This window comes from Psychrobacter sp. 1Y4 (assembly GCF_051847555.1).
The window spans coordinates 51,700-72,137 of sequence record NZ_JBPYDE010000004.1 but is presented as its reverse complement, the minus strand read 5'-3'; the positions used below and the strand labels follow the sequence as shown (position 1 = coordinate 72,137).

The 20,438-nt window shown below is 42.6% G+C and carries 15 protein-coding genes; 5 read left to right on the top strand and 10 right to left on the bottom strand.

Annotation, left to right across the window (positions count from 1 at the left end; genetic code table 11):
- Window positions 1-196 precede the first annotated feature (196 nt).
- Window positions 197-529 carry a preprotein translocase subunit YajC gene (gene yajC, locus ACS8FC_RS04395; RefSeq protein WP_058368608.1) on the bottom strand — a complete coding sequence of 111 codons (333 nt, stop codon included), beginning with the start codon at window positions 527-529 and terminating at the stop codon, window positions 197-199.
- A 542-nt stretch (window positions 530-1,071) separates the two neighbouring features.
- Here yajC and ACS8FC_RS04390 point away from each other — a divergent pair.
- From ACS8FC_RS04390 to ACS8FC_RS04380, 3 genes are all read left to right on the top strand, one after another.
- Window positions 1,072-2,388, top strand: a complete 1,317-nt coding sequence (locus ACS8FC_RS04390; RefSeq protein ID WP_439260775.1) for a hemolysin family protein — start codon at window positions 1,072-1,074, stop codon at window positions 2,386-2,388.
- 211 nt (window positions 2,389-2,599) lie between these two features.
- Window positions 2,600-3,094, top strand: coding sequence for a hypothetical protein (locus tag ACS8FC_RS04385; RefSeq protein ID WP_439260776.1), 495 nt, complete (start codon window positions 2,600-2,602; stop codon window positions 3,092-3,094).
- 114 nt (window positions 3,095-3,208) lie between these two features.
- Window positions 3,209-6,199, top strand: a complete 2,991-nt coding sequence (locus ACS8FC_RS04380) for a lytic transglycosylase (protein WP_439295969.1) — start codon at window positions 3,209-3,211, stop codon at window positions 6,197-6,199.
- A 94-nt stretch (window positions 6,200-6,293) separates the two neighbouring features.
- Here the strand turns inward: ACS8FC_RS04380 and ACS8FC_RS04375 are convergent, their stop codons facing one another.
- Together ACS8FC_RS04375 and ACS8FC_RS04370 are read right to left on the bottom strand one after the other, a co-directional pair.
- Window positions 6,294-7,502: a transglycosylase SLT domain-containing protein gene (locus tag ACS8FC_RS04375; protein ID WP_439295968.1), complete on the bottom strand. Its 1,209-nt coding sequence runs from the start codon at window positions 7,500-7,502 to the stop codon at window positions 6,294-6,296.
- Window positions 7,503-8,370: 868 nt separating this feature from the next.
- A complete protein-coding gene (locus ACS8FC_RS04370) occupies window positions 8,371-9,198 on the bottom strand; it encodes a Nif3-like dinuclear metal center hexameric protein (RefSeq protein ID WP_439260779.1) in 828 nt (275 codons plus the stop codon).
- 312 nt (window positions 9,199-9,510) lie between these two features.
- Between ACS8FC_RS04370 and ACS8FC_RS04365 the strand changes: the two genes are divergently transcribed.
- On the top strand, window positions 9,511-10,863 hold the full coding sequence (locus ACS8FC_RS04365; protein ID WP_439260780.1) for a S1C family serine protease: 1,353 nt from the start codon (window positions 9,511-9,513) through the stop codon (window positions 10,861-10,863).
- Window positions 10,864-10,959: 96 nt separating this feature from the next.
- Here the strand turns inward: ACS8FC_RS04365 and yfaE are convergent, their stop codons facing one another.
- From yfaE to ACS8FC_RS04335, 6 genes are all read right to left on the bottom strand, one after another.
- Complete coding sequence (gene yfaE, locus ACS8FC_RS04360; RefSeq protein WP_299187604.1) at window positions 10,960-11,226, bottom strand: class I ribonucleotide reductase maintenance protein YfaE; 267 nt, start codon at window positions 11,224-11,226, stop codon at window positions 10,960-10,962.
- A gap of 96 nt (window positions 11,227-11,322) precedes the next feature.
- The gene (gene nrdB / locus ACS8FC_RS04355; protein ID WP_439295967.1) at window positions 11,323-12,456 is read right to left on the bottom strand and encodes a class Ia ribonucleoside-diphosphate reductase subunit beta; all 1,134 of its coding nucleotides are present in this window, start codon (window positions 12,454-12,456) and stop codon (window positions 11,323-11,325) included.
- Between the two features lie 97 nt (window positions 12,457-12,553).
- Window positions 12,554-12,925: a hypothetical protein gene (locus tag ACS8FC_RS04350; RefSeq protein WP_439295966.1), complete on the bottom strand. Its 372-nt coding sequence runs from the start codon at window positions 12,923-12,925 to the stop codon at window positions 12,554-12,556.
- Between the two features lie 330 nt (window positions 12,926-13,255).
- Window positions 13,256-14,260 (bottom strand): DUF2806 domain-containing protein, encoded by a 1,005-nt coding sequence (locus ACS8FC_RS04345; RefSeq protein ID WP_439295965.1) that lies wholly within the window; start codon window positions 14,258-14,260, stop codon window positions 13,256-13,258.
- A 125-nt stretch (window positions 14,261-14,385) separates the two neighbouring features.
- A complete protein-coding gene (nrdA, locus tag ACS8FC_RS04340) occupies window positions 14,386-16,662 on the bottom strand; it encodes a class 1a ribonucleoside-diphosphate reductase subunit alpha (protein WP_439295964.1) in 2,277 nt (758 codons plus the stop codon).
- A 494-nt stretch (window positions 16,663-17,156) separates the two neighbouring features.
- Window positions 17,157-17,552, bottom strand: a complete 396-nt coding sequence (locus tag ACS8FC_RS04335; RefSeq protein ID WP_439260785.1) for a YbeD family protein — start codon at window positions 17,550-17,552, stop codon at window positions 17,157-17,159.
- 400 nt (window positions 17,553-17,952) lie between these two features.
- On the opposite strand from ACS8FC_RS04335, the gene ACS8FC_RS04330 reads away from it, so the two are divergent.
- The gene (locus tag ACS8FC_RS04330; protein WP_439260786.1) at window positions 17,953-18,879 is read left to right on the top strand and encodes a bestrophin family protein; all 927 of its coding nucleotides are present in this window, start codon (window positions 17,953-17,955) and stop codon (window positions 18,877-18,879) included.
- Between the two features lie 76 nt (window positions 18,880-18,955).
- Here the strand turns inward: ACS8FC_RS04330 and ACS8FC_RS04325 are convergent, their stop codons facing one another.
- Window positions 18,956-20,419, bottom strand: coding sequence for a di-heme oxidoredictase family protein (locus tag ACS8FC_RS04325; RefSeq protein ID WP_439295963.1), 1,464 nt, complete (start codon window positions 20,417-20,419; stop codon window positions 18,956-18,958).
- Window positions 20,420-20,438 lie beyond the last annotated feature (19 nt).

The window sequence follows — 20,438 nt, the reverse complement described above, 5'->3', positions numbered from 1 at the left end:
ACAATGAATCGACTAACTAAAAGGCAACGGATTAACCTAGAAACTAACGAGGAATCAATGTGTCATTAATTTGGCAGTCTAGTAGCAGAAAATGACCGTAGAGTATCAACGGTCATTTTCATCGATGTATGAGTCAAGGCCATAATGATAAATGCTAAACGCGATGATCCATCATCGATATTTATATGCTTTCTATTTATACACTTTCTATGGTGCCTGCAGGTAATACTGAAATAACAGAAGCTCGTTGTACTTTAATGTCAGTATTGTTGTTTAAGCTAATAATAGCGTAGTCGCCTTCAAGGCTTTTGATGCGGCCCATAAGCCCACCAGCGAAAATCACTTCGCTGCCAACAGTTAAAGCATTTACCATAGCACGATGCTCTTTGGTACGCTTCGATTGAGGACGAATGACTAAAAAGTAAAAAATTGCAAAAAAAGCTACTGGCAATAGAATTTGACCAAACAGTGATGCGCCGCCTGCGGCTTCAGGAGCAGCAGCATGGGCAGCTTGAATAAATAAGCTCATAATTTCTCTCAATAAGTCATAGGGAACGATAAAATTAAACGCATAGTAACAAAAAATCCCAATCTTGGTAACTGTTAATCATGGGATGAAGGTATTTTCCTTAACGTACTGGCATACTAGCAGCCGATATCTAGTGCGACAATCCCTTTAAGCAGTAACTAACTAAAATAAAATGACGATATATTGAAATATACTAAGTCAGTAGATATTGAATTTGTGTCAATTTGACACCACCAATAAGAGCATTACTCATACAATTTTATTACTATGTTTTTTATTTAAAATAGGGTGTTTTTTGGACAGGTAGATAGCACGACATTTAATTGTTAAATATAAGCATCAGTGCTAATATCAAATGATTGATTATATCGTCTGTTAGCGTAAGGAGTCGCGGGTTTGTCGTTCTTATTATATAGAGCTATTTTATTCGTTAAGCTTTGTTCATTGTGAGTTAAACGCGAGCAGTCACTGTATTTACTAGCAATAAAGCTCATTGTATTTTATCCTTTTCCATTCTTTTTTCATTGTTTAGGTTACCTAACTTGTTCACCATTTTTTCGTTTACACCTCGTCTATGTTGTCCACGCGCTCATCGTAAAGAAGCGCCTGCTGAACCTCCCCCGACGACGCGTTATTCTCGTCCTAGCACAAAGGTAGTATTTGGTCTATCAGCATTGATGACTGTATTAATCACTGCTTTACCTCATTCAGCACAGGCGGCTTTATCACAAGCTGCTGAAACCCCAGCATCAGCGGCACCAACAGCTACCAGCATTTTTTTACTTATACTTTTTGTTGCTATCGCTATTGGTATATCGTTTATTTGTTCTTTAGCAGAGTCCGCATTACTCAGTATGACCCCTTCGTATATCGCTGATGTCGAAGAAAGCAATCCTAACAAAGCAAACATGTTAAGACGTTTAAAGATTGACAATATTGACCAGTCTTTAGCGGCTATTTTGACATTGAATACGGTTGCCCATACGCTAGGTTCGATTGGTGCTGGTGCACAGGCAACGATTGTCTTTGGCAGCGCATGGTTTGGTCTATTTTCTGCAATCATGACTTTGGCGATTTTGTTCTTATCTGAAATTATTCCAAAAACATTAGGAACGGTTTATTGGCGTCAGCTAAGCGGCATAGTAGCTTACTTTGTACGCGGTATTGTTCTTATACTCTATCCTCTGATTTGGTTTTCAGAACGTTTGACAAAATTACTAGTACGCAGTAAAGAGACACATGTTTTTAGCCGCCGTGAGTTTGCTGCGCTTGCCAGCATAGGTGAAGAATCTGGCCAGATTGATCCATTAGAGTCACGAATTATTCGTAACTTACTCGCCTTTGGCGCCATTAAAGTCGAAGACATTATGACACCGCGCTCAGTCATGCTTGCGTTTGAACAGAATAAAACGGTCGCTGAAGTATTGGTTGATCGTCCAAAACTGACGTTTTCGCGCTTACCTATTTATGATGGCGATTTGGATAACATTACCGGTTTTGTCCTAAAAACGGATATGCTGTTGGCAAAAGTCAATCATGCGATGCATAAACCTTTGACGCAATTTGAACGAGAAATTACCTTTGTATTTTCAAAAATGAAGTTGTTTGATTTATTAGAATTGATGCTAAAAAATCGTATTCATATCGCTATCACGGTAGGTGAATATGGTGAAGTTAAAGGTTTGGTGACATTAGAAGATGTCTTTGAGACTCTCTTAGGTCTTGAGATCGTCGATGAGATAGATCGTGTCGAAGACATGCAGGCACTGGCTCGTCAAATGATGGATAGGCGAGTGGAGCGTTTAGGTATGAAGCTTAACGATGATGAAGAAGCGATACATGACAATACCAAAGCTTAGTAAATGTATAAAAACTTCATAAAGACTTATACATGAGCCTATAAGGGTAAAGCGTTTAGGATGTAATAGTAGGATACTAGGTAGGTATACATGCAATAATTACACATGGCGTTACATAGGTGTGAGTATTTAGTGATAGGCTAAAAATACCATTAATAGAGTGTCAATTACTCAACACAATTAGATAATAAGAAACACCTTAAGGATTATAATGAAACAACTGTGGAATAAAGGGCTATTGGCTCTGTTTATAAAAAGCGCGAGCGTTGCTACGTTGACGGTAATGGCCGGTACTGCTGCTATTACTGCTCAAGCTGCGACCATGAATGAGAGCTTGGTACAAAACTATGCTACTGCGATGAAAGCAGCAGCTAATAATAATGACATCAACCAAGTTGCCCGTTTGGTATCTGATGATGCACTGATCTCCTTATCTAGAAAGGGGAAGTCTACCAGTCTCGATAAAAATGCGTATTTAAAATTATTACAAGACAGCTGGAGCCAAACGTCAAATTATCGTTATGATATTAGCATCAACAATATCGTTACGACTGGCTCACAAGCAAAGGCAAACGTTAGAACCGTTGAGAGCTGGGTTAAAGACGGCAAAAAAGTCTCATTTGTGACTACATCAAGAGTCACACTTACTTTGTCGACTGGCAACGCTGTGCTGCTACGTGCAGTTTCCCAAGTAGCGATTGATTAATTTAATTTAAATTTTGCAGATCATCTTCTATAGAATGATGGTCTGTTTCTTACATTGTATATTATACTGTCGATTATCTTCATTACTTCTTGTCGCTAGGAACCTTCTATCATCATGTCTACTGTGTCATCAAAACCCCAATCATTTATAGCTTTACCATTGACCCTTGCAGTGTCAACCCTACTTATCAGCGCCTGTAGCAATACGTCAACGGTAAAAAATACCAGTGCTACCAATAGCTCGTCTGTTGTGAATAAGCGCCCAGTCAAACAGTCTGGAGCTGCTCGCCCAAGTACGAGTGATGACTACTCAACTGCATTTTTGGATGCAGAAAGCTTAGATGAGTTGGCAGACTTATTAGAAGCGACTGATATGACCATGGTTGAAGACAATAAACTGGCTATTCAGCAATATGGTGATTTGTGGAATCGTCTAAGAGCTGGTTATCGTATGAATGGCGGTCAGCCTATCTACAATCAACGTATTGAAGGGCAAAAAAGCTGGTTTACTAGCAGACAAGATTACTTAAACCGGTTGACTGCGCGTGCCAGTCGCTATATTTACCATACAGTACGTGAAGCTGAGCGTCGCAATATTCCAACTGAGCTTGCCTTATTACCAGTAATTGAGAGCTCTTATGATCCAAGCGGCACCAGTAGTGCAGCGGCAGCAGGTTTGTGGCAGTTTATTCCAAGTACGGGACGAATTTATGGTTTGAATCAAAGCAGCACCTATGATGGTCGCCGTGATGTGATCGAATCAACACGTGCAGCCTATGACTTTTTGACAGCGTTATACAATCAGTTTGGTAGCTGGGAGCTGGCACTAGCAGCTTATAACGCAGGTCCTGGTCGTGTACAAAAAGCCATTGATGCCAATGCGGCTCGTGGATTGCCCACTGACTACTGGTCGCTTAGACTGCCTACTGAAACAATGAATTATGTACCACGCTTTTTGGCGGTAGCAGAAATCGTCGCTAAGCCTGAGCAGTACGGTGTTTACCTGCCAGCTATTGCCAACCGACAGCATTTTCGTAGTGTACCAGTCAACTATGGTGTCAGTTTGGCTGAAGTGTCGCAAGTAACTGGCGTTAGTTACGATGAATTAGAAAGGCTGAATACAGCTCTAACATCAGGACGTGTTGATGCCTCAGGCCCGCAGCGTATCATCATCCCTAATGATATTAATACCAATCTTGATGCCAAGCTTATATCGTTAAGAGGCAATGGTACGAGTAACGTTATTGCCTCAAGTAACACCAGTAGCCCAAGTAGTACTGCTACGCCAAGCTATAATAGTCGACCATATACCAGCTCGTCATTACCTTCTACTGGTGGCGGCTTGGCAGATTACGCTGCCAGTGCAAGCGTGCCGCAGCAAACGACCAGTTATATCTCTCCGGCATCGTCTAGCGGCTCTGGATATAATAGTAACTCGACTGTTAGCACTGAGCCACCTATCACAAGTAAAGAGACCAGTAAGATTAATGCTGAACTGCAACGCAGTAATAGCTTACCGACGACCTCTGCACAGATTACACAAAACAATACCATTGTCCAAGAGCCTCCACTTAGTAAAGAAGAGCGCGACTTTATCGCCAATCAGATACGAGTCAAAACACCAGAAACCGAGGTCATTAACGCTGATGGCAACATCAATCTATCCGCGGTACAGACACAGCAGTCTATTTTGGAGGCCAGTGGTGAAGATAAAAAGTTGAGCTTTGCAAAAACGCCAGTCAGTAAGCCAAAACCTCAGGGCAAACGTACAACTTATACGGTAAAACGCGGCGATACCTTATCAAATATCGCCAGTCGTGCAGGCGTCAGCTGGCGTGATATTACTGAGTGGAATCAGATAGATGCCGAGGCAAAGTTGTTGTCTGGTAGTACTCTATATTTGTACGATGCCAAGACTATTGAGCCATTGAGTAGTGCAAATACACAAACCAAAGATCAGCCAGACAGTTACGTTGTACAGTCGGGCGACACGCTTATCGGTACGGCAAATCGCTTTGGCCTATCAGTGACACAGCTGGCAAGTTATAACAATTTGAGCAGCCGTTCTGATTTGCTAAGAGGTCAGAAACTGTGGCTAATACCAGGTAAAGTCAAGGCCCCAGCGACAACGCCTGCTGCACCATCTACTAAAGCTCGCAAATCTAGCAACGCGACTCAAAACTACAAAGTAAAACCTGGTGATGGCCTCATTGCATTAGCACGCCAGTTTGACATGTCAGCCAATACTCTAGCCAGTCTTAATGGTATTCGAGCAACAGACTCTTTATACGTGGGTCAAACGCTCAAAATACCTGATAGCGTCGATCTTTCTACCAATAGCAATTCTAGTAGTACAAATACCAGTAGTGCTAACAGCTCAGTCTCTAGCAGCCGTTATACAGTAAAATCAGGAGAGACGTTAATCGGTATTGCAAATAGTATCGGGGTCAGTGCAAAAGAAGTCGCAGCAGTGAATAGTAATTTTAATGCTAACGCGCGCTTGCAACGCGGACAAACCATTAGAGTGCCTGTATCAAAAGCAGAAGTAAATCGCCAATTAAACAATCAACCTATAAGCTATAAAGTACAGTCCGGCGATAGTTTGACAGGGGTAGCCAGTCGCTATAATATCGGTATCAGTGACTTGGCGGCAGCAAATGGCTTAAGTACGACGTCAAACTTATTGCGTGGTCGTACTATTACTATTCCAGCAAGGGGCAGTGCTCGCGCCACTATCAATAATACAAATGCTAGCAGCCAAAGTACGACAGTCAGCAGTAGAAGCGGTAATGGCAAAGTACTTGGTAACACTGAACGTTATAGAGTACAGTCAGGCGATGGTTTAATCGCTTTGTCACGTCGTTTTGGTATTGCAGTAGAAGATTTGGCAGCAACGAATAATATGGCGACCAATGCCCAGCTACAGCGCGGCCAAACGATTAAAGTCCCTAAAGCAACAGTGCGATATACGGTTGGCTCTGGAGATAGTCTTATCGGACTGGCTCGTAAATATGGGGTCTCAACCCAAGCGCTTGCTGATATGAACAATATCGCAGCAGACACTATGCTACAACGTGGTCAACGCCTAACAGTACCTAATCGCTAACTCACTGTTAAACCCGACTAACATAATTGAACAGTAAAAAAGCTGCTCTTACATAAGAGCAGCTTTTTTATATTTCCTCTATAAACTCATATGTCTAGACCATACGAGTTTTAATCGTTTCAAGATAGCTTCTGATATTACTTACATAATGCATCGCCTGCCCATAACGGCTATTGGAAGCTCTATTTTCTGATAAATATGTATAGACGTTCGCCCAGCTTTTATCATCGATACCAGCATCATTCAATTTGCGCTGTATACGTTTGACCGCATTAGGGCCCATGTTATAAGCCGCAAGTGCAAACCAGATTCGATCAGTCTTTGGCACATCAGCGAAGTCAGCTTTCATCTGTTCTAAATAACGAGCGCCGCCGCCGATGCTTTGATAAGGGTCAACACGATCTGAGACCCCCATTGCTTTTGCAGTGTTGTTAGTGAGCATCATCAAACCACGTACGCCTGTCGGCGATACGGCATTGGCATCTAAATGCGACTCTTGATAACCCATCGCCACTAGCAGCTCCCAATCATGGTTATAATTGCGGGCTTGTTCTTCAAAAGAAGATTGGTAATCAGGCAACTTTTCAGTCAACGTCTTTTTAAAATGATCTTGACTATAAGCATCTTTTAGTAAGTTTTGATTATAAAACGCGGCAAGCTTTTGCGTGTTTTCAAGCTTGATACTATCACATAAGAAGTAACTGGCTTTTTGTGATAACGGATCATCGGCTTGGTTAAATGTCCAGCTGACTTTAGGATGTAAGCCATTTTTTGTTAGGCTAGCATCATAGCCGCAACTAACATTAACTGAAGACAAATTCAGCTGACTCTTTAGCTGCGTACTCGCTGTCGTCAATGCCATATCAGCGTCACCTGATTTTATTGCTCTCAATGCCGCCTCTTCGCTAGCATAAGCCTTTAAATCAATCTCAACGCCTAGCTCATCAGCATAACTACGTATCAAATCAAAGCCAAAGCCGTGCTGAAAGCCATCGGTCGCAAAATAAGTGCTGTCTCCTGGGACAGCTGCGATGGTAAGAGTCTCCTCAAGCATCACCTTAGCATAGGCTGGTACTGTTGAATCCATCGTAATCAGGCTCTCAGCAGGTAAGGAGAGAAGGGCAATACTAGATACTTGTGCCATCTTTTTTGTTTTGGCAAAACGGTTCAATTTGGTAGGGGTAACGGATGAAACGAGGTTACTTTTGGTGCTAAGTGAGCGCTTGGATGGACGCAGTAAATAAGAAATACGACGTTTGGCACCTTGCGCAGATACTTTTACACGATAAGTAATACGCTGCATGGATGTCTCCTAATATTAGCCATCCTGCTTACCAGGGAGCTGCCATCATCTCAATGTGTACGTAAATGATAAATAAACATTTTGAAGGCAGCTTAGATGTTACACAGCTCATTAATCTAAATCGCTAATAGAGATCTTAGTGTTATGAGCATTACAACACCTTGATTAATATAATAATAAGTTTATAAAACAGCATAATAAACCGTGTGCTACCGTTCTAAGCATGTCAAAAATAACATCGCTCAAATAAAGCTACACAGATAAAGAATAATGACAGTTATGTCACCTTTATCGATAATGGCTGAAAATACACTTAAATTATTATATTAACTATAGGTAAGGTCATGAATAAGTTATTGAGACAAAAATAATAAACATACGGTAAAATCAAACAATACGGTAATATCTAACCGTTTGATTTTACTTGCAATATTATATTGTCCAGCAGTATTGATAACGAATTATACGAGCTTTGAGACATCAATTACTTATAATGTAAATGACATCGCACCTCATAAGATCGAATTATACAATCGTTGCAACGTCTCGCTAAAAAGTATCAAACGTAATTTATAGTAAATGTACGCATCATTATTAAATAGCTAGGCGTTATAACCGGAGGCCATAGTAAATGGGAAGTTTCATGACAAAACATTCTCTTTCTAGTTGACTTTATAGGGCTTATAAGGCCATTATTCAAGTAAAGTTAATTAAAGAGTGATAAAACTTAACAATTGAGTAATAGACGGTCAAAAACAGCTATTATATTCATATAAACGAATAAAGTCTATTTTATCGCCAGTCAGGCGGTACTATGTCAATATTTTTCGAAAAGGCCCTATTTTTGAGAAAGTTCTACGGCGTAGCGTTAAGCAGGGTTATCGATATCGATAAATGTCACTGGTAGTCCAAAGTGCTGAGCAACCATCTCCCCAAGCGCCTGAATACCACCTCGTTCTGTCGCATGGTGGCCACAAGCAAAGTAATCAATCCCAAGCTCTCGTGCGCTATGTGTAGTACGTTCAGATATCTCGCCAGACAGATAGGCATCGCATTCCATTATAGCTGCCTGCTCAATCATATCTTGCGCACCGCCTGTACATAAGCCGATACGTTCGATCATTTTTGTATTGTTTGTTTCATCTTCGTTTGTGAAACGACAATCGCTTGAAATATGTAGAGGCACGCGGCCGAGTGCTTGAGTAATCGTCTGAATTAGGGTTTCGGCACTTTGCGGCGTACAAATAGCGATATTGCCCACAGGATGGGTCTCATGAGGGTAGAGTGCTTCAGTGATCGTCAGTCCTAGCGTCTCAGCGAGCTTTGCATTGTTACCGATGATAGGGTGTGCATCAAGCGGTAGGTGATAGCCAATCATCGAGATACCATGCTGCATCAATTTGCGAATACGCCGACCCTTCATACCAGTAATAGGCTCAGGTTCACCTTTCCAAAAGTAACCATGGTGTACCATAATCGCGTCGGCTTTCGCCTCGATAGCAGCATCGATCAAGGCCTCACAAGCAGTAACACCGGTCACAATACGTCTGATAGGCTGCCCGCCATCTACTTGCAATCCGTTTGGAGCATAGTCTTTAAAGGCATTTGCAGATAAATAGTCATCGCAAAACTGCGTTAACGCTTGGGCAGTAATCGCTACATTTGATGAGTCGTATGATGGGTCTTTTGCTGACATTGGGTGTCCTTATGATTTAAGTTGAAACTATTGTTCTAGCTGACCTTGTTTGAGCCAATTTAACAATCACCGTTCATAAATTTGTAGTAATCATTTTAGCATGATGTTGCAAATGAGTAGATAAACCCCATAACTGAAATGGTACACGATACGTTACTATTTTGATGTATGGGCAGTTATAATTTACATACGTGAGCCTACTGGATGAATAGGTTTTAACGGGTTGTGTGGTACTTAATAGCAAGCAAAAAATAGTCGTCATCCCATTGTATTCAATAACGTCTGTTTGATTAAATTTATAGAGGTTTATATATGTCGTCATCTCCAAACACCAACAACAAGGCAACACTGTGGAAGTGGTTACCTTGGGTTTTATTGCTGGTAATAATTGCAGCGTTTGTCTGGTTGTTTATGAGTATGAAGACACCATCGAAGACAGCGTGGGAGCCACCAAGAACGACCGCGGCTGAGCAAGAAGCTATAGCACCTGCATCTGATAAACCTGAACCTATTGACTCGTATCATAATGCGGTCGCTCGTGCCTCGCAGTCGGTGGTCAATATCTATACCACTCAGACCATGGCCGAACATCCTTACATGGATGATCCTGTGTTACGTCGCTTTTTTGAGTTCCATGGTGGGCCACAAGGTCAAGGGCAGGGGCCAACCAACCTTGGCTCTGGTGTCATCGTGTCGGAGGATGGCTATATCGTTACCAATGCTCATGTGATCGAAAAAGCAGATGAGATTACGGTGGCTTTCAACGACGGGCGTAAAAATCGAGCCAAGGTCATCGGCACGGATCCCGATAGTGATTTGGCTGTGATCAAGGTCGATATGACAGGGCTTACGCCGCTTGGCTTTCGTGAAGAGCCTAGCCGCGTTGGTGATTTAGCATTAGCAATTGGTAATCCGTTTGGTGTCGGTCAAACGGTCACTCAAGGGATTATTTCGGCAACTGGTCGTACGGGTCTTGGGGTCAATAAGTTTGAAGACTTTATCCAGACTGATGCTGCTATCAATCCGGGTAATTCGGGCGGGGCACTTGTCGATGCTCGCGGAGAGCTGGTCGGTATTAATACAGTGATTTTTTCGCGCTCTGGCGGCTCGATGGGGATTGGCTTTGCTATTCCAACTGCCATCGTTGAGCAAGTCATGAATGCGCTTATTAAAGACGGTAAAGTCAGTCGCGGCTGGTTAGGTATCGAGATTCAATCACAACTACGTGATCCAACGCGCCTTGAAACCTCGACAGGAGTAGAAGTCTTAAATGTCGTCGCTCAAGGTCCCGCTGCCAAAAGTGGCCTAAGAGTCGGTGATGTTATCTTGACCATCGATGGTATCGAGATGACAGATGCCAATACTTTGATTCAGTATGTGGCGCGTAAGGCGCCAACGACTGAGCTAAACGCTCAAGTATTGCGCAACGGTCAAAACAAACAAGTTAAGATTATGCTTGAAGAGCGTCCTGTGCAAGAAGTCGTAGAAGTTCAGACACCTAGAATCTTGCACGATGACAGATTAAACGGTCAAGGCGGTACAGGGGCTCAAGGTGAAGAGCAATACTATGATGATCCAGATGCGCCGATGATGTCAGAAGAAGAGCGCAACCGTATGCGTGAAGAGCTGCTAAAACTGTTTGAACAAGACACCGCGTCGCAATAAGCAAGACGGGCATGGTAATTACCCAATAAAAAGCGCGCTATCTTATCTAAGGTAGCGCGCTTTTTATTGGGTATTTTTATTTTCATAAATGAGTGGTTATTTCACGATAGGCTCATGATTGATGTAAATGACTCCTTGCACACGGCAACAGCAAGGCAGGATTTCATCTTCTTCGATCATAGCAAGCGGTGCAAACGGATAATCAACCACATGTGAGCTGGCTATGCGCTTGACTCGGCAGCTACCACAATAACCTTCACGGCACTGATAATTGACCTCGTGCCCTGTACGCAGCAGCCCATCGAGCAGGCTTTCATCATCATGCAAATAAAACTGTTTTTTACTGGTCATTACCCAAGTCATAGTCTATCCCAGTAGTACTTTGTTATCGTTGTATCCATCTACGCAAAGCATATTCTATCTTTAAGACTCAAAACGGTCTTAAAGCTCAAAACTGTATTAGAGCTCAAAATCATCAAAATCGCTTTCTGATAGATCCGAATCAATCTGCCCGACCAAGTATGAGCTTATCTCTGTCTCTTGCGGGGCAACTTGTACGTTATCAGACGACAACCATGTATTGATCCATGGAATCGGATTTGATTTCGAATTTGGGAACGCTGATGGCAAGCCGACCGCTTCCATACGCAAGTTCGTAATGTATTCAATATATTGACAAAGGATGTCTTTATTTAGACCGATCATCGAGCCATCTTTAAACAGATAGCTGGCCCATTCTTTTTCTTGCTCGGCCGCCTTACGGAATATCTCAACACTCTCATCATAGCACTCGCTTGCAATCTCGACCATCTCAGGATCGTCTTTGCCGTTACGCATTAAGTTAAGCATGTGCTGCGTGCCAGTTAAATGTAGCGCCTCATCACGAGCGATAAGCTTAATAATTTTGGCATTGCCTTCCATCAATTTGCGCTCAGCAAAAGCAAACGAGCAGGCAAACGACACATAAAAGCGAATGGCTTCTAAGACATTGACTGCCATGATGCACAGATACATCTGTTTTTTGAGAGACTTTAAATCGACAGTGATTTGCTCGCCATTGATATTATGCGTACCCGGCCCGTATAAGCTGTATAACTGCGAGTTACGATACAAGTCGTCGTAGTATTTGGCAATGTCGGACGCACGCTCCAAGATGTGCTCATTTTGCATAATATCATCGAACACAATACCCGGGTCATTGACGATATTACGAATGATATGGGTATAGCTACGCGAGTGGATGGTCTCAGAGAACGACCATGTCTCAATCCAAGTCTCAAGCTCAGGGATAGACACCAGTGGCAGTAGCACCACGTTTGGGCTACGGCCCTGAATAGAGTCAAGTAGGGTCTGGTACTTGAGATTGCTCAAAAATATATGCTGTTCATGCGAGGATAAGTTACCAAAGTCAATACGGTCACGTGATACATCGACTTCTTCTGGACGCCAAAAAAACGACAGCTGCTTTTCGATCAATTGCTCAAAGATAGGGTGTTTTTGTTGGTCGTAGCGGGCAATATTGACCGGCTGACCAAAGAACATCGGCTCTTTTAAAGCATTGTTTGGCGTTTGAGAAAAAATCGAGTAAGTCATGGGACTGCCTTTATAATTGATACGGTTATTAATTTATAGGGGTTTGACTGGTTTTGATCTGATGTTATGACACGTTTTTGGATTATAGCGTTTTAGCTTAGAGGTTCTCTAGTGATATCTGTGACGACTCTTGCCCATCGTTCATATAGGCTTTGAATATCTCGCTCAGCTCACTATCATCGAGTGCTTCTAATTCATCAAGTGCGCTTTTGCGTAGGGTGCTCACATCAGACTCTTCCGCTGCTGTTTTTACGTCTTTTTTAGCCGCTCTCGATACTGGCTTTTTGGCTGCTTTTGCCACGCTTTTTTTGGCGACAGTTGTCTTTGGTGCTTCATTCACACCTAACTGCTGACGCACCTCTGCAATATCAACCTCGACTTGTACGATATGCGAGCCACCATCGTTTAGGTCTGAAAATACGTTTGGAATAAACAAACCACCGTCTTTGATGATTGCGGTATATTGCACATGACCTCCGTCGTTTTAGTTCTGTCTGTATGTTTTCATTATAACAGTAGCCAATCCCGCCTACCGCTTGTATCTGCTTTGCCGCTGGCGTGCAGTCTATTGTGTCTGACCGCATTCCTGTTGTCTCGATACTACGTTCAGCCTCAGACTGCATCGCCATCGTCGTCAGCAGGATACCGATATAGTCGCGGCTAAAAAGCCTTGCTGGGGCATCTTTCTTCTTTCTTAACAATTTTTCTGTTTGGGCGTAATTTGTAGGATGCGCTTTGCGCACATTTAAACATGATTTCTATATCATCGGTGCGCTGGGCGTACCTTACAACTCATTTATTATGCTCTTTTGATATTATCGATAAACTCATATTTTCCATTAGAGTCTCGTCTTTGGATTTCTATATCTGTTATATGCTCTAAACCTCTAAAGTTAAAAAGTTTTTTTGCTAGAAACTGACACTGACTTGCTATATCAGCATCTTTCTCAGCAATTTCCAGTGCTTTCTGTCCAATAGATGTTAATTGGTAAGCAGTTATTGATACTTCTTCATTACTTTCAGATTTTAGGAATAATACATAATTTCCGTTATAAGACTTGGATATATAAGGCGTATTTTTGTTGTCAAGCATACCAAAAGAAAGGGGAAAGCTAGTTTGAAAAGTTGAATTGAATTCTTTTATTAGCTTTAAATCTTGAAGTTCTTGTAATTCAAAAGATGATGTGCCTTCAAATGCTTCATCCTTTGGTCTATTATTGTCATAAAATATAAGATGGCTATATGCTGTGTAAGGGACAATTTTGAGAAATGATTCTAACTGTCTTTTTGACATCAATGAAAAGGTATTTAGAACTAAATAATTGATAGTATTAGGAGAACAAAGCTCTTCAGCCAGTAATCTGCCCCATAAAGACTGCAATTCATCATCAGAAACTTCTTTTGAGAAATTAAACCATTTATTAAAAAAGGTTTGTTCAATGATATCATCAGATACTTCATGGTCTTCAATTCCAGACAGGTATTCCAATGCTTTATTTAATGATTGCTGGACATTTTCTTGTTCTATAGTTGTTTGATTATTAATCATATTGCCGACAACAGTAGTGGGGTTATTTACCATTTCTGAACTTAAAATGAACTTGCCATCCCTAAACTCTGCTATACCATTCTCAATTAGTTTAATATCTTTTTCTGTTTGAGCACTAGAAAGCCTATCTGTCCTTTGTTGACGATTAAGATGTTTTGAAAATAAAAGATCGAAAAGTTTATTAACACCTTTAGGTGCACTTTCTACCAAAGGTGTTAGATCTACATTAACAGGTGAAATTTTAATATCACTCATCTTTCCAGTCCTTGAAGTTATTTGATAAGTTTCAATATTACTTTGCTATATCCGTGTTAATATTTAAAGTAGATATAAGCGGATGACGAGCTTAACCAAAAAGTTAAACCCGCCATCTATCAAACCTAAATCTTACAAGCCCCGCCAGCACAATCATCTTCCATATCCGCTTGCGCATCGTTCGCACCATCACGCGTATTGTGATAATACAAAGTCTTTACGCCAAGCTTATACGCGTTTAGCAAATCTTTTAGCAATATCTTCATCGGGACACGACCACCTTCATAACGAACGGGATCGTAGTTGGTATTGGCAGAGATACTTTGATCGACGAACTTTTGCATGATAGCGACTAGCTTTAAGTAACCGTCATTGTTTGGCATTTGCCATAGTAGCTCGTACTGATGTCTCAGCGTACCGATATCAGGGACAACTTGCTTTAAAATGCCATCTTTTGAGGCTTTGATAGAGACCAGACCGCGTGGTGGCTCGATACCATTGGTCGCGTTGGCGATCTGACTAGAGGTCTCAGACGGCATCAAGGCAGTTAGGGTAGAGTTGCGTAGACCGTGAGTGGTAATCTCACCGCGTAGCGTTTCCCAATCGAGATGTAGCGGCTCTTGGCAGATGTTATCCAAATCTTTTTTGTACGTATCAATCGGTAAGATACCTTGCGAGTAGGTAGTCTCATTAAAAGCAGGGCACGCGCCTTGCTCTTTTGCCAACTTGTTTGATGCTTTTAAGAGATAATACTGCAACGCTTCAAAGGTTTGATGGGTCAGACCAAGCGCACTACCGTCTGAATAGCGTACGCCATTCTTCGCTAAGTAATAGGCATAATTGATGACACCAACGCCCAGCGTACGGCGGCGCATACTGCCGTTTTCAGCTGCTTTGACAGGATAGTCTTGATAGTCGAGCAGGGCATCAAGCGCACGAACGATGAGTTCTGCTGGCTCTTCGATATCGCTGACGTTTTCGACTTTACCCAAGTTGACCGCTGATAGCGTACAAAGCGCGATTTCGCCTTCTTCGTCGTTGATATTATCAAGTGGCTTGGTCGGTAGCGCGATTTCCATACATAGGTTTGATTGGCGAATCGGAGCGATGCTCGCATCAAATGGGCTATGGGTGTTGCAGTGGTCGATATTTTGAATATAAATACGTCCAGTGCTGGCGCGCTCCTGCATCATAAGGCTAAATAAGTCAGCGGCTGGCACTTGACGCTTACGAATAGAGTCATCTTGCTCGTATTTGGTATATAGCTCTTCAAACTTGTCTTGATCTTCAAAGAAAGCATCGTACAGGCCAGGAGTATCACCTGGAGAGAATAGCGAGATGTCTTGTCCTTTAATCAGACGGGTATAAAGCGTTTTATTAATCTGAACGCCATAGTCCATATGACGAACACGGTTGTCTTCGACGCCGCGGTTGTTTTTGAGTACGAGTAATGATTCAACTTCTAAATGCCAGAGTGGATAGAATAGTGTCGCTGCACCGCCGCGCACGCCACCTTGTGAGCAGCATTTAACTGCAGTTTGGAAAAGCTTATAAAAAGGAATACAGCCAGTATGCTGAGCCTCACCGCCACGGATAGGACTACCAAGGGCACGGATACGACCAGCATTGATGCCGATACCAGCACGCTGTGAGACATAACGCACGATGGCGCTGGTGGTAGCATTGATAGAATCTAGGCTATCACCACATTCGATCAAGACGCACGAGCTAAACTGACGCGATGGGGTACGCACACCCGACATGATAGGCGTCGGTAGAGAGATTTTGAACTGTGAGGTTGCATCATAGAAGCGTTTGACATAGCTTATGCGCTCAGCTTTGTCATAGTTGGCAAACAGACACATACCGACCAGCATATATAAAAACTGCGGGCTTTCATAAACGGTCTTGGTGACGCGATCTTGCACGAGGTATTTGCCTGCCATTTGCTCAACGGCTGCGTAGGCCAAGTTCATATCGCGCCAATGATCGAGGTATTCTTCCAATTCATCAAACTCGCTACGACTATAATCGGCTAGGATATGCTCATCGTATTTGCCAGAATCTGTAAGAGTTTTAACGTGGTCATATAGGTGCGGCGGTGTAAATTTGTTATAAGCAATCTTACGCAGATGAAAGATTGCCAAACGCGCGGCCAAATATTGATAGTCAGGAGTATCTTCAGAGATAAGGTCGGCCGCTGACTTGATGATGGTCTCATGAATGTCACGAGTCTTGATCCCTTCATAAAACTGAATGTGCGACTTAAGCTCAACTTGTGAGACTGACACATTATCCAAATCATGAGCTGCCCATGCGATAACCTTATGAATTTTATCTAAATCAATAGGTTCTAAACGTCCGTCGCGTTTGGTCACTTGAATCTTATCGATATGTGTCATGTTGCCCTCTATTATTGATTGCTGATATGTACTTTACGTCGATTAAATCTCGCAAAGTTTTTTATTCTGCTATAACAAGGTGTTACGACAGCTGAAGGTTTTTGGACAACAGTTTGCCGTAGCACATAGTGATGAATAAAATCACCGAGCACTAGATATAGCGTTTGTATTAGTAAGTAGGCACAATATAGCGGGAAAATTTTGAAAATGCTATATTGATTTTAGGAGAAAACTATGTTGCTACAAGGTAGTAGCATGTCCAAAATTTGGCAAAGGACGATGGGATAAGGGTTAGACGCGATTGTCTCAAATAATAAAATTTTTTGTAAAAAAGTGGTTATGACTTTATTTTTATTAGTCGACAATTTCTTGATTATTTAGAGATAGAATCGAGTCAATCATCGCGGTGCTGATTGTACAGTAGACCCAAAAAAATCGCCACCCATATGAGTGACGATTACGATATTAAAATGCTAAATTTGGTTTTAAATATTTTATACGACCATGCGCACAGTTTTAGCGTTATCAAGTGCGGCATATAAGCGATTGACTTGCTCAACTGTCGTCAGGTATAAGTTGACACGCACTGAATGAAAGCGGCCTGTCTTTGAGGGCTTGACATCTATAGAGGCCAAGTCAAACTCAGGGAACTGACTGCCAAGGATCAGCTTGACTTCGTTAAGCAAAGTCTCGTGTTCGCCTTCGTGACCGATAATGCTCATAGGGTAGTCCATCGGGAATTCCCAAAGCTCAGGGTTTTGTACGTCTGTTTTTTTGCCTTTTAAGATACCGTCATTAGCGACTAACTCAGTGACTTTGACATCTTTTTTAGACGCATGGTCTTGCTCGCTATGGTTTTGATTGCTGGTGTCTTTTGGGTCATCACTCATGATGGGATCCTTATTTTTTATGGAAATATTGGCTTGCATAGTGTTTTCATCACATAAAAAACCTGAGACGCGCTCAGCTCTTTAGTTGATGTCATTTTTAAATGAGTACATTTTTTATGGGCGGTCGCTGTATTCACTATTTATAGTGGCATTTGGATATTATTCAAGTGCTGTGCTGATTATGACAAGGCATTATGAAATGATAGATGGTATGAGCGATTTAAAATCTTTTCATCAGATATTAGCTATACTATGATGCAGTACATTAACTGCGTCTTAGTACGTAAGAATTAGTACTTGAGGATTAGTGCTCAAGAATTAGTACTTAAGAATTGATATTTAAGCCGCAGTACAGTTTTATTTTTACAGTATTTACAGATAACCTCGCTAGGAAGCTGACATGATTGTCCGGCAAACACCCAATGCTCTCAAGATATTTTTTACCCTTCGCGGTTCAATCATTCCAAAGATCTATCCGCAAATTTTGTTGGTTACTTTACTAAGTACGCTTATAACCGTTATTCAGCATGAGTTTTCACGCTCTTTTCCCTCCTACACCATGGCGCCTTTTACGGTGTTTGGGATTGCTTTATCGTTGTTTCTTGGCTTTCGTAATAATGCAAGCTATCAGCGTTGGTGGGAAGCACGAGGATTATGGGGGCAGCTGGTCTATGAGGCTCGCAGCTTTAGCCGTCAAGTGCTCTCGTTTATAGATGAAAAAGATGAGCAAGGGCGAGACTCCCAGCGCTATATGATTTATCTTACGATTGCTTTTACCCATGCTGTGCGCCATCGACTACGTGGTACGGCGCCTTGGCAGGATGTTGAGCGTTTTGTGGCGCCTGCACATCATGCCGGCATGCGTCAGTCGCAAAACCTGCCTGATTATTTGATGCGATTGCTGGGTCAGCGACTTGGTGATAGTCGGCGTCAGCGCTTATCATCGGAGCAGATGATACAAAACATGGACGAGCGCCTTACCTCCATGACTATCGTCTTAGCCGCCTGTGAGCGCATCCATAATACGCCCTTACCATTTGCCTATATGCTTTTGGTACATCGTACGACTTATCTATACTGCTTTATGTTGCCTTTTGGCTTGGTTTCCTCACTGGGCTGGTTGACTCCTTTTACCTGTGCTGTGATTGCTTATACCTTCTTTGGTTTAGACGCGCTTAGTGAAGAGTTAGAAGAGCCGTTTGGTTTTGCAGCCAATCAGTTACCTCTGACGGCTTTGTCACGCACTATCGAAATCAATTTGTTAGAGGCACTGGGAGAAACCGATCTCCCACCTGATATCGCCCCTAAAAATGGCTATCTACCATAGCCAAGTACTTAAAAGCCAAATACTTAAAAACTGGATAATTAAAAGTTAGATGCTAAAAAACTAGGTGCTCGAAATCTTAAATGCCGTTTAGAAATGACAGTAATATATTTTTTTGCTCAACAGACAACTGCTCAAAACGTGTTTTTGCACCTTCTGCTTCACCGCCGTGCCACAGTATCGCCTCAGTCAGACTGCTGGCGCGACCATCGTGCAAAAAACGCGCGTCCGAGTCTTGTGCTACGATTCCAATACCCCATAATGGCGGTGTACGCCATTCAAAACTTTCAGCATTCTTTTCTTTTACGCCATCATCAAGTCCTGCGCCCATATCATGAAGTAATAAATCGGTATAAGGGTAGATGGTTTGTTGCGATAACAATGGAAAACGGTCACTATCGCCAGTCTTTTGCTTGGGCGTATGACAGCCAGCACAGCCGACTTGGGTGAAAAGATTGGCACCTTTATTAAAAGTTGATAAATTGCTCACCCGCCGCTCAGGAACTGCAAGCGCGGTCATAAAGTCAGTCACAGCATCCAAACTGCTGTCTGAGACCTCTGGCGTACCGCCATTGGCGGCTGTCCAACAAATTGGCTGATTAGCGGTACAGTTAGGGTCCATAAATATCGAAGTGGTTAAGCCCATATCTTGCGACATGGCGTTGGCGTTTTGGGTACGCAGACTTGAATTAATCGCTTTCCAACCAAAGCGGCCAATTCGCTCATGAGCACCTTCGTTAACCCAGTGCACACGGCCACTGATTTCATCTTTATTGTCATCGTTAGCATCGGCGGCAGCGATAATACTGGCTTCAGGGATGAGATTAAGTAAGCCCATACCGACCAGTTGCGGCGAGATACGTCCACTAATAGCGGTATCTCCTAAAGGTTGGTTGGAGTCCGTTGGGGTAAATTCGAATCTGATACTTTTAGAATTTTTATCGTCTTCAACAGTAGCGATATAGCGCATTTTACCTTCGGTAGCGATACTGGCGTCGATACTTTGATGCTGCATTTGCTCACCATAATAAGCATGAGCCAGTCCTTGTTTATCGCCTAGTCTAAATAAAATAGCGTCGCTTAGCTCACCGTCGCTAGCATAGATAGGTTTGCGTCCCTCTGCGCTATGGCACTGAGTACAGGCATTGGCATTAAACAGTGGCCCGACACCATCAAATAACACGCGGCCTTGATTGGCGGGCGTCCATTCGGTGATAAATAACTCACGCCCAGGCGAAACGCCGCCTAAGGCACTACTCGGTAAATTGGGCATGATCTGCAAAAACGGCTGCGAGATATCAGCTGTGATAGTGGCGCTGCCGCCTGCTGGTAGCCAATCGGTATCGGCTTCTGTCTCATCAGGTGTATTTGATGAGGGAGGGTTGCTAGGCAAGCTGGGGCTGCTAACTGTATTATCCTTATTATCGTCTGAGCCACCGCAAGCGCTCAGTACCAGGGTCGTCGCTAAGCAGAGCAGGGCATTACGCATAGCGGGTAGTGCTGATCTGGGTAAAATGGTTGGTCGATGGAGGCAATAAGACATGGAATTACCTAAAATAGTC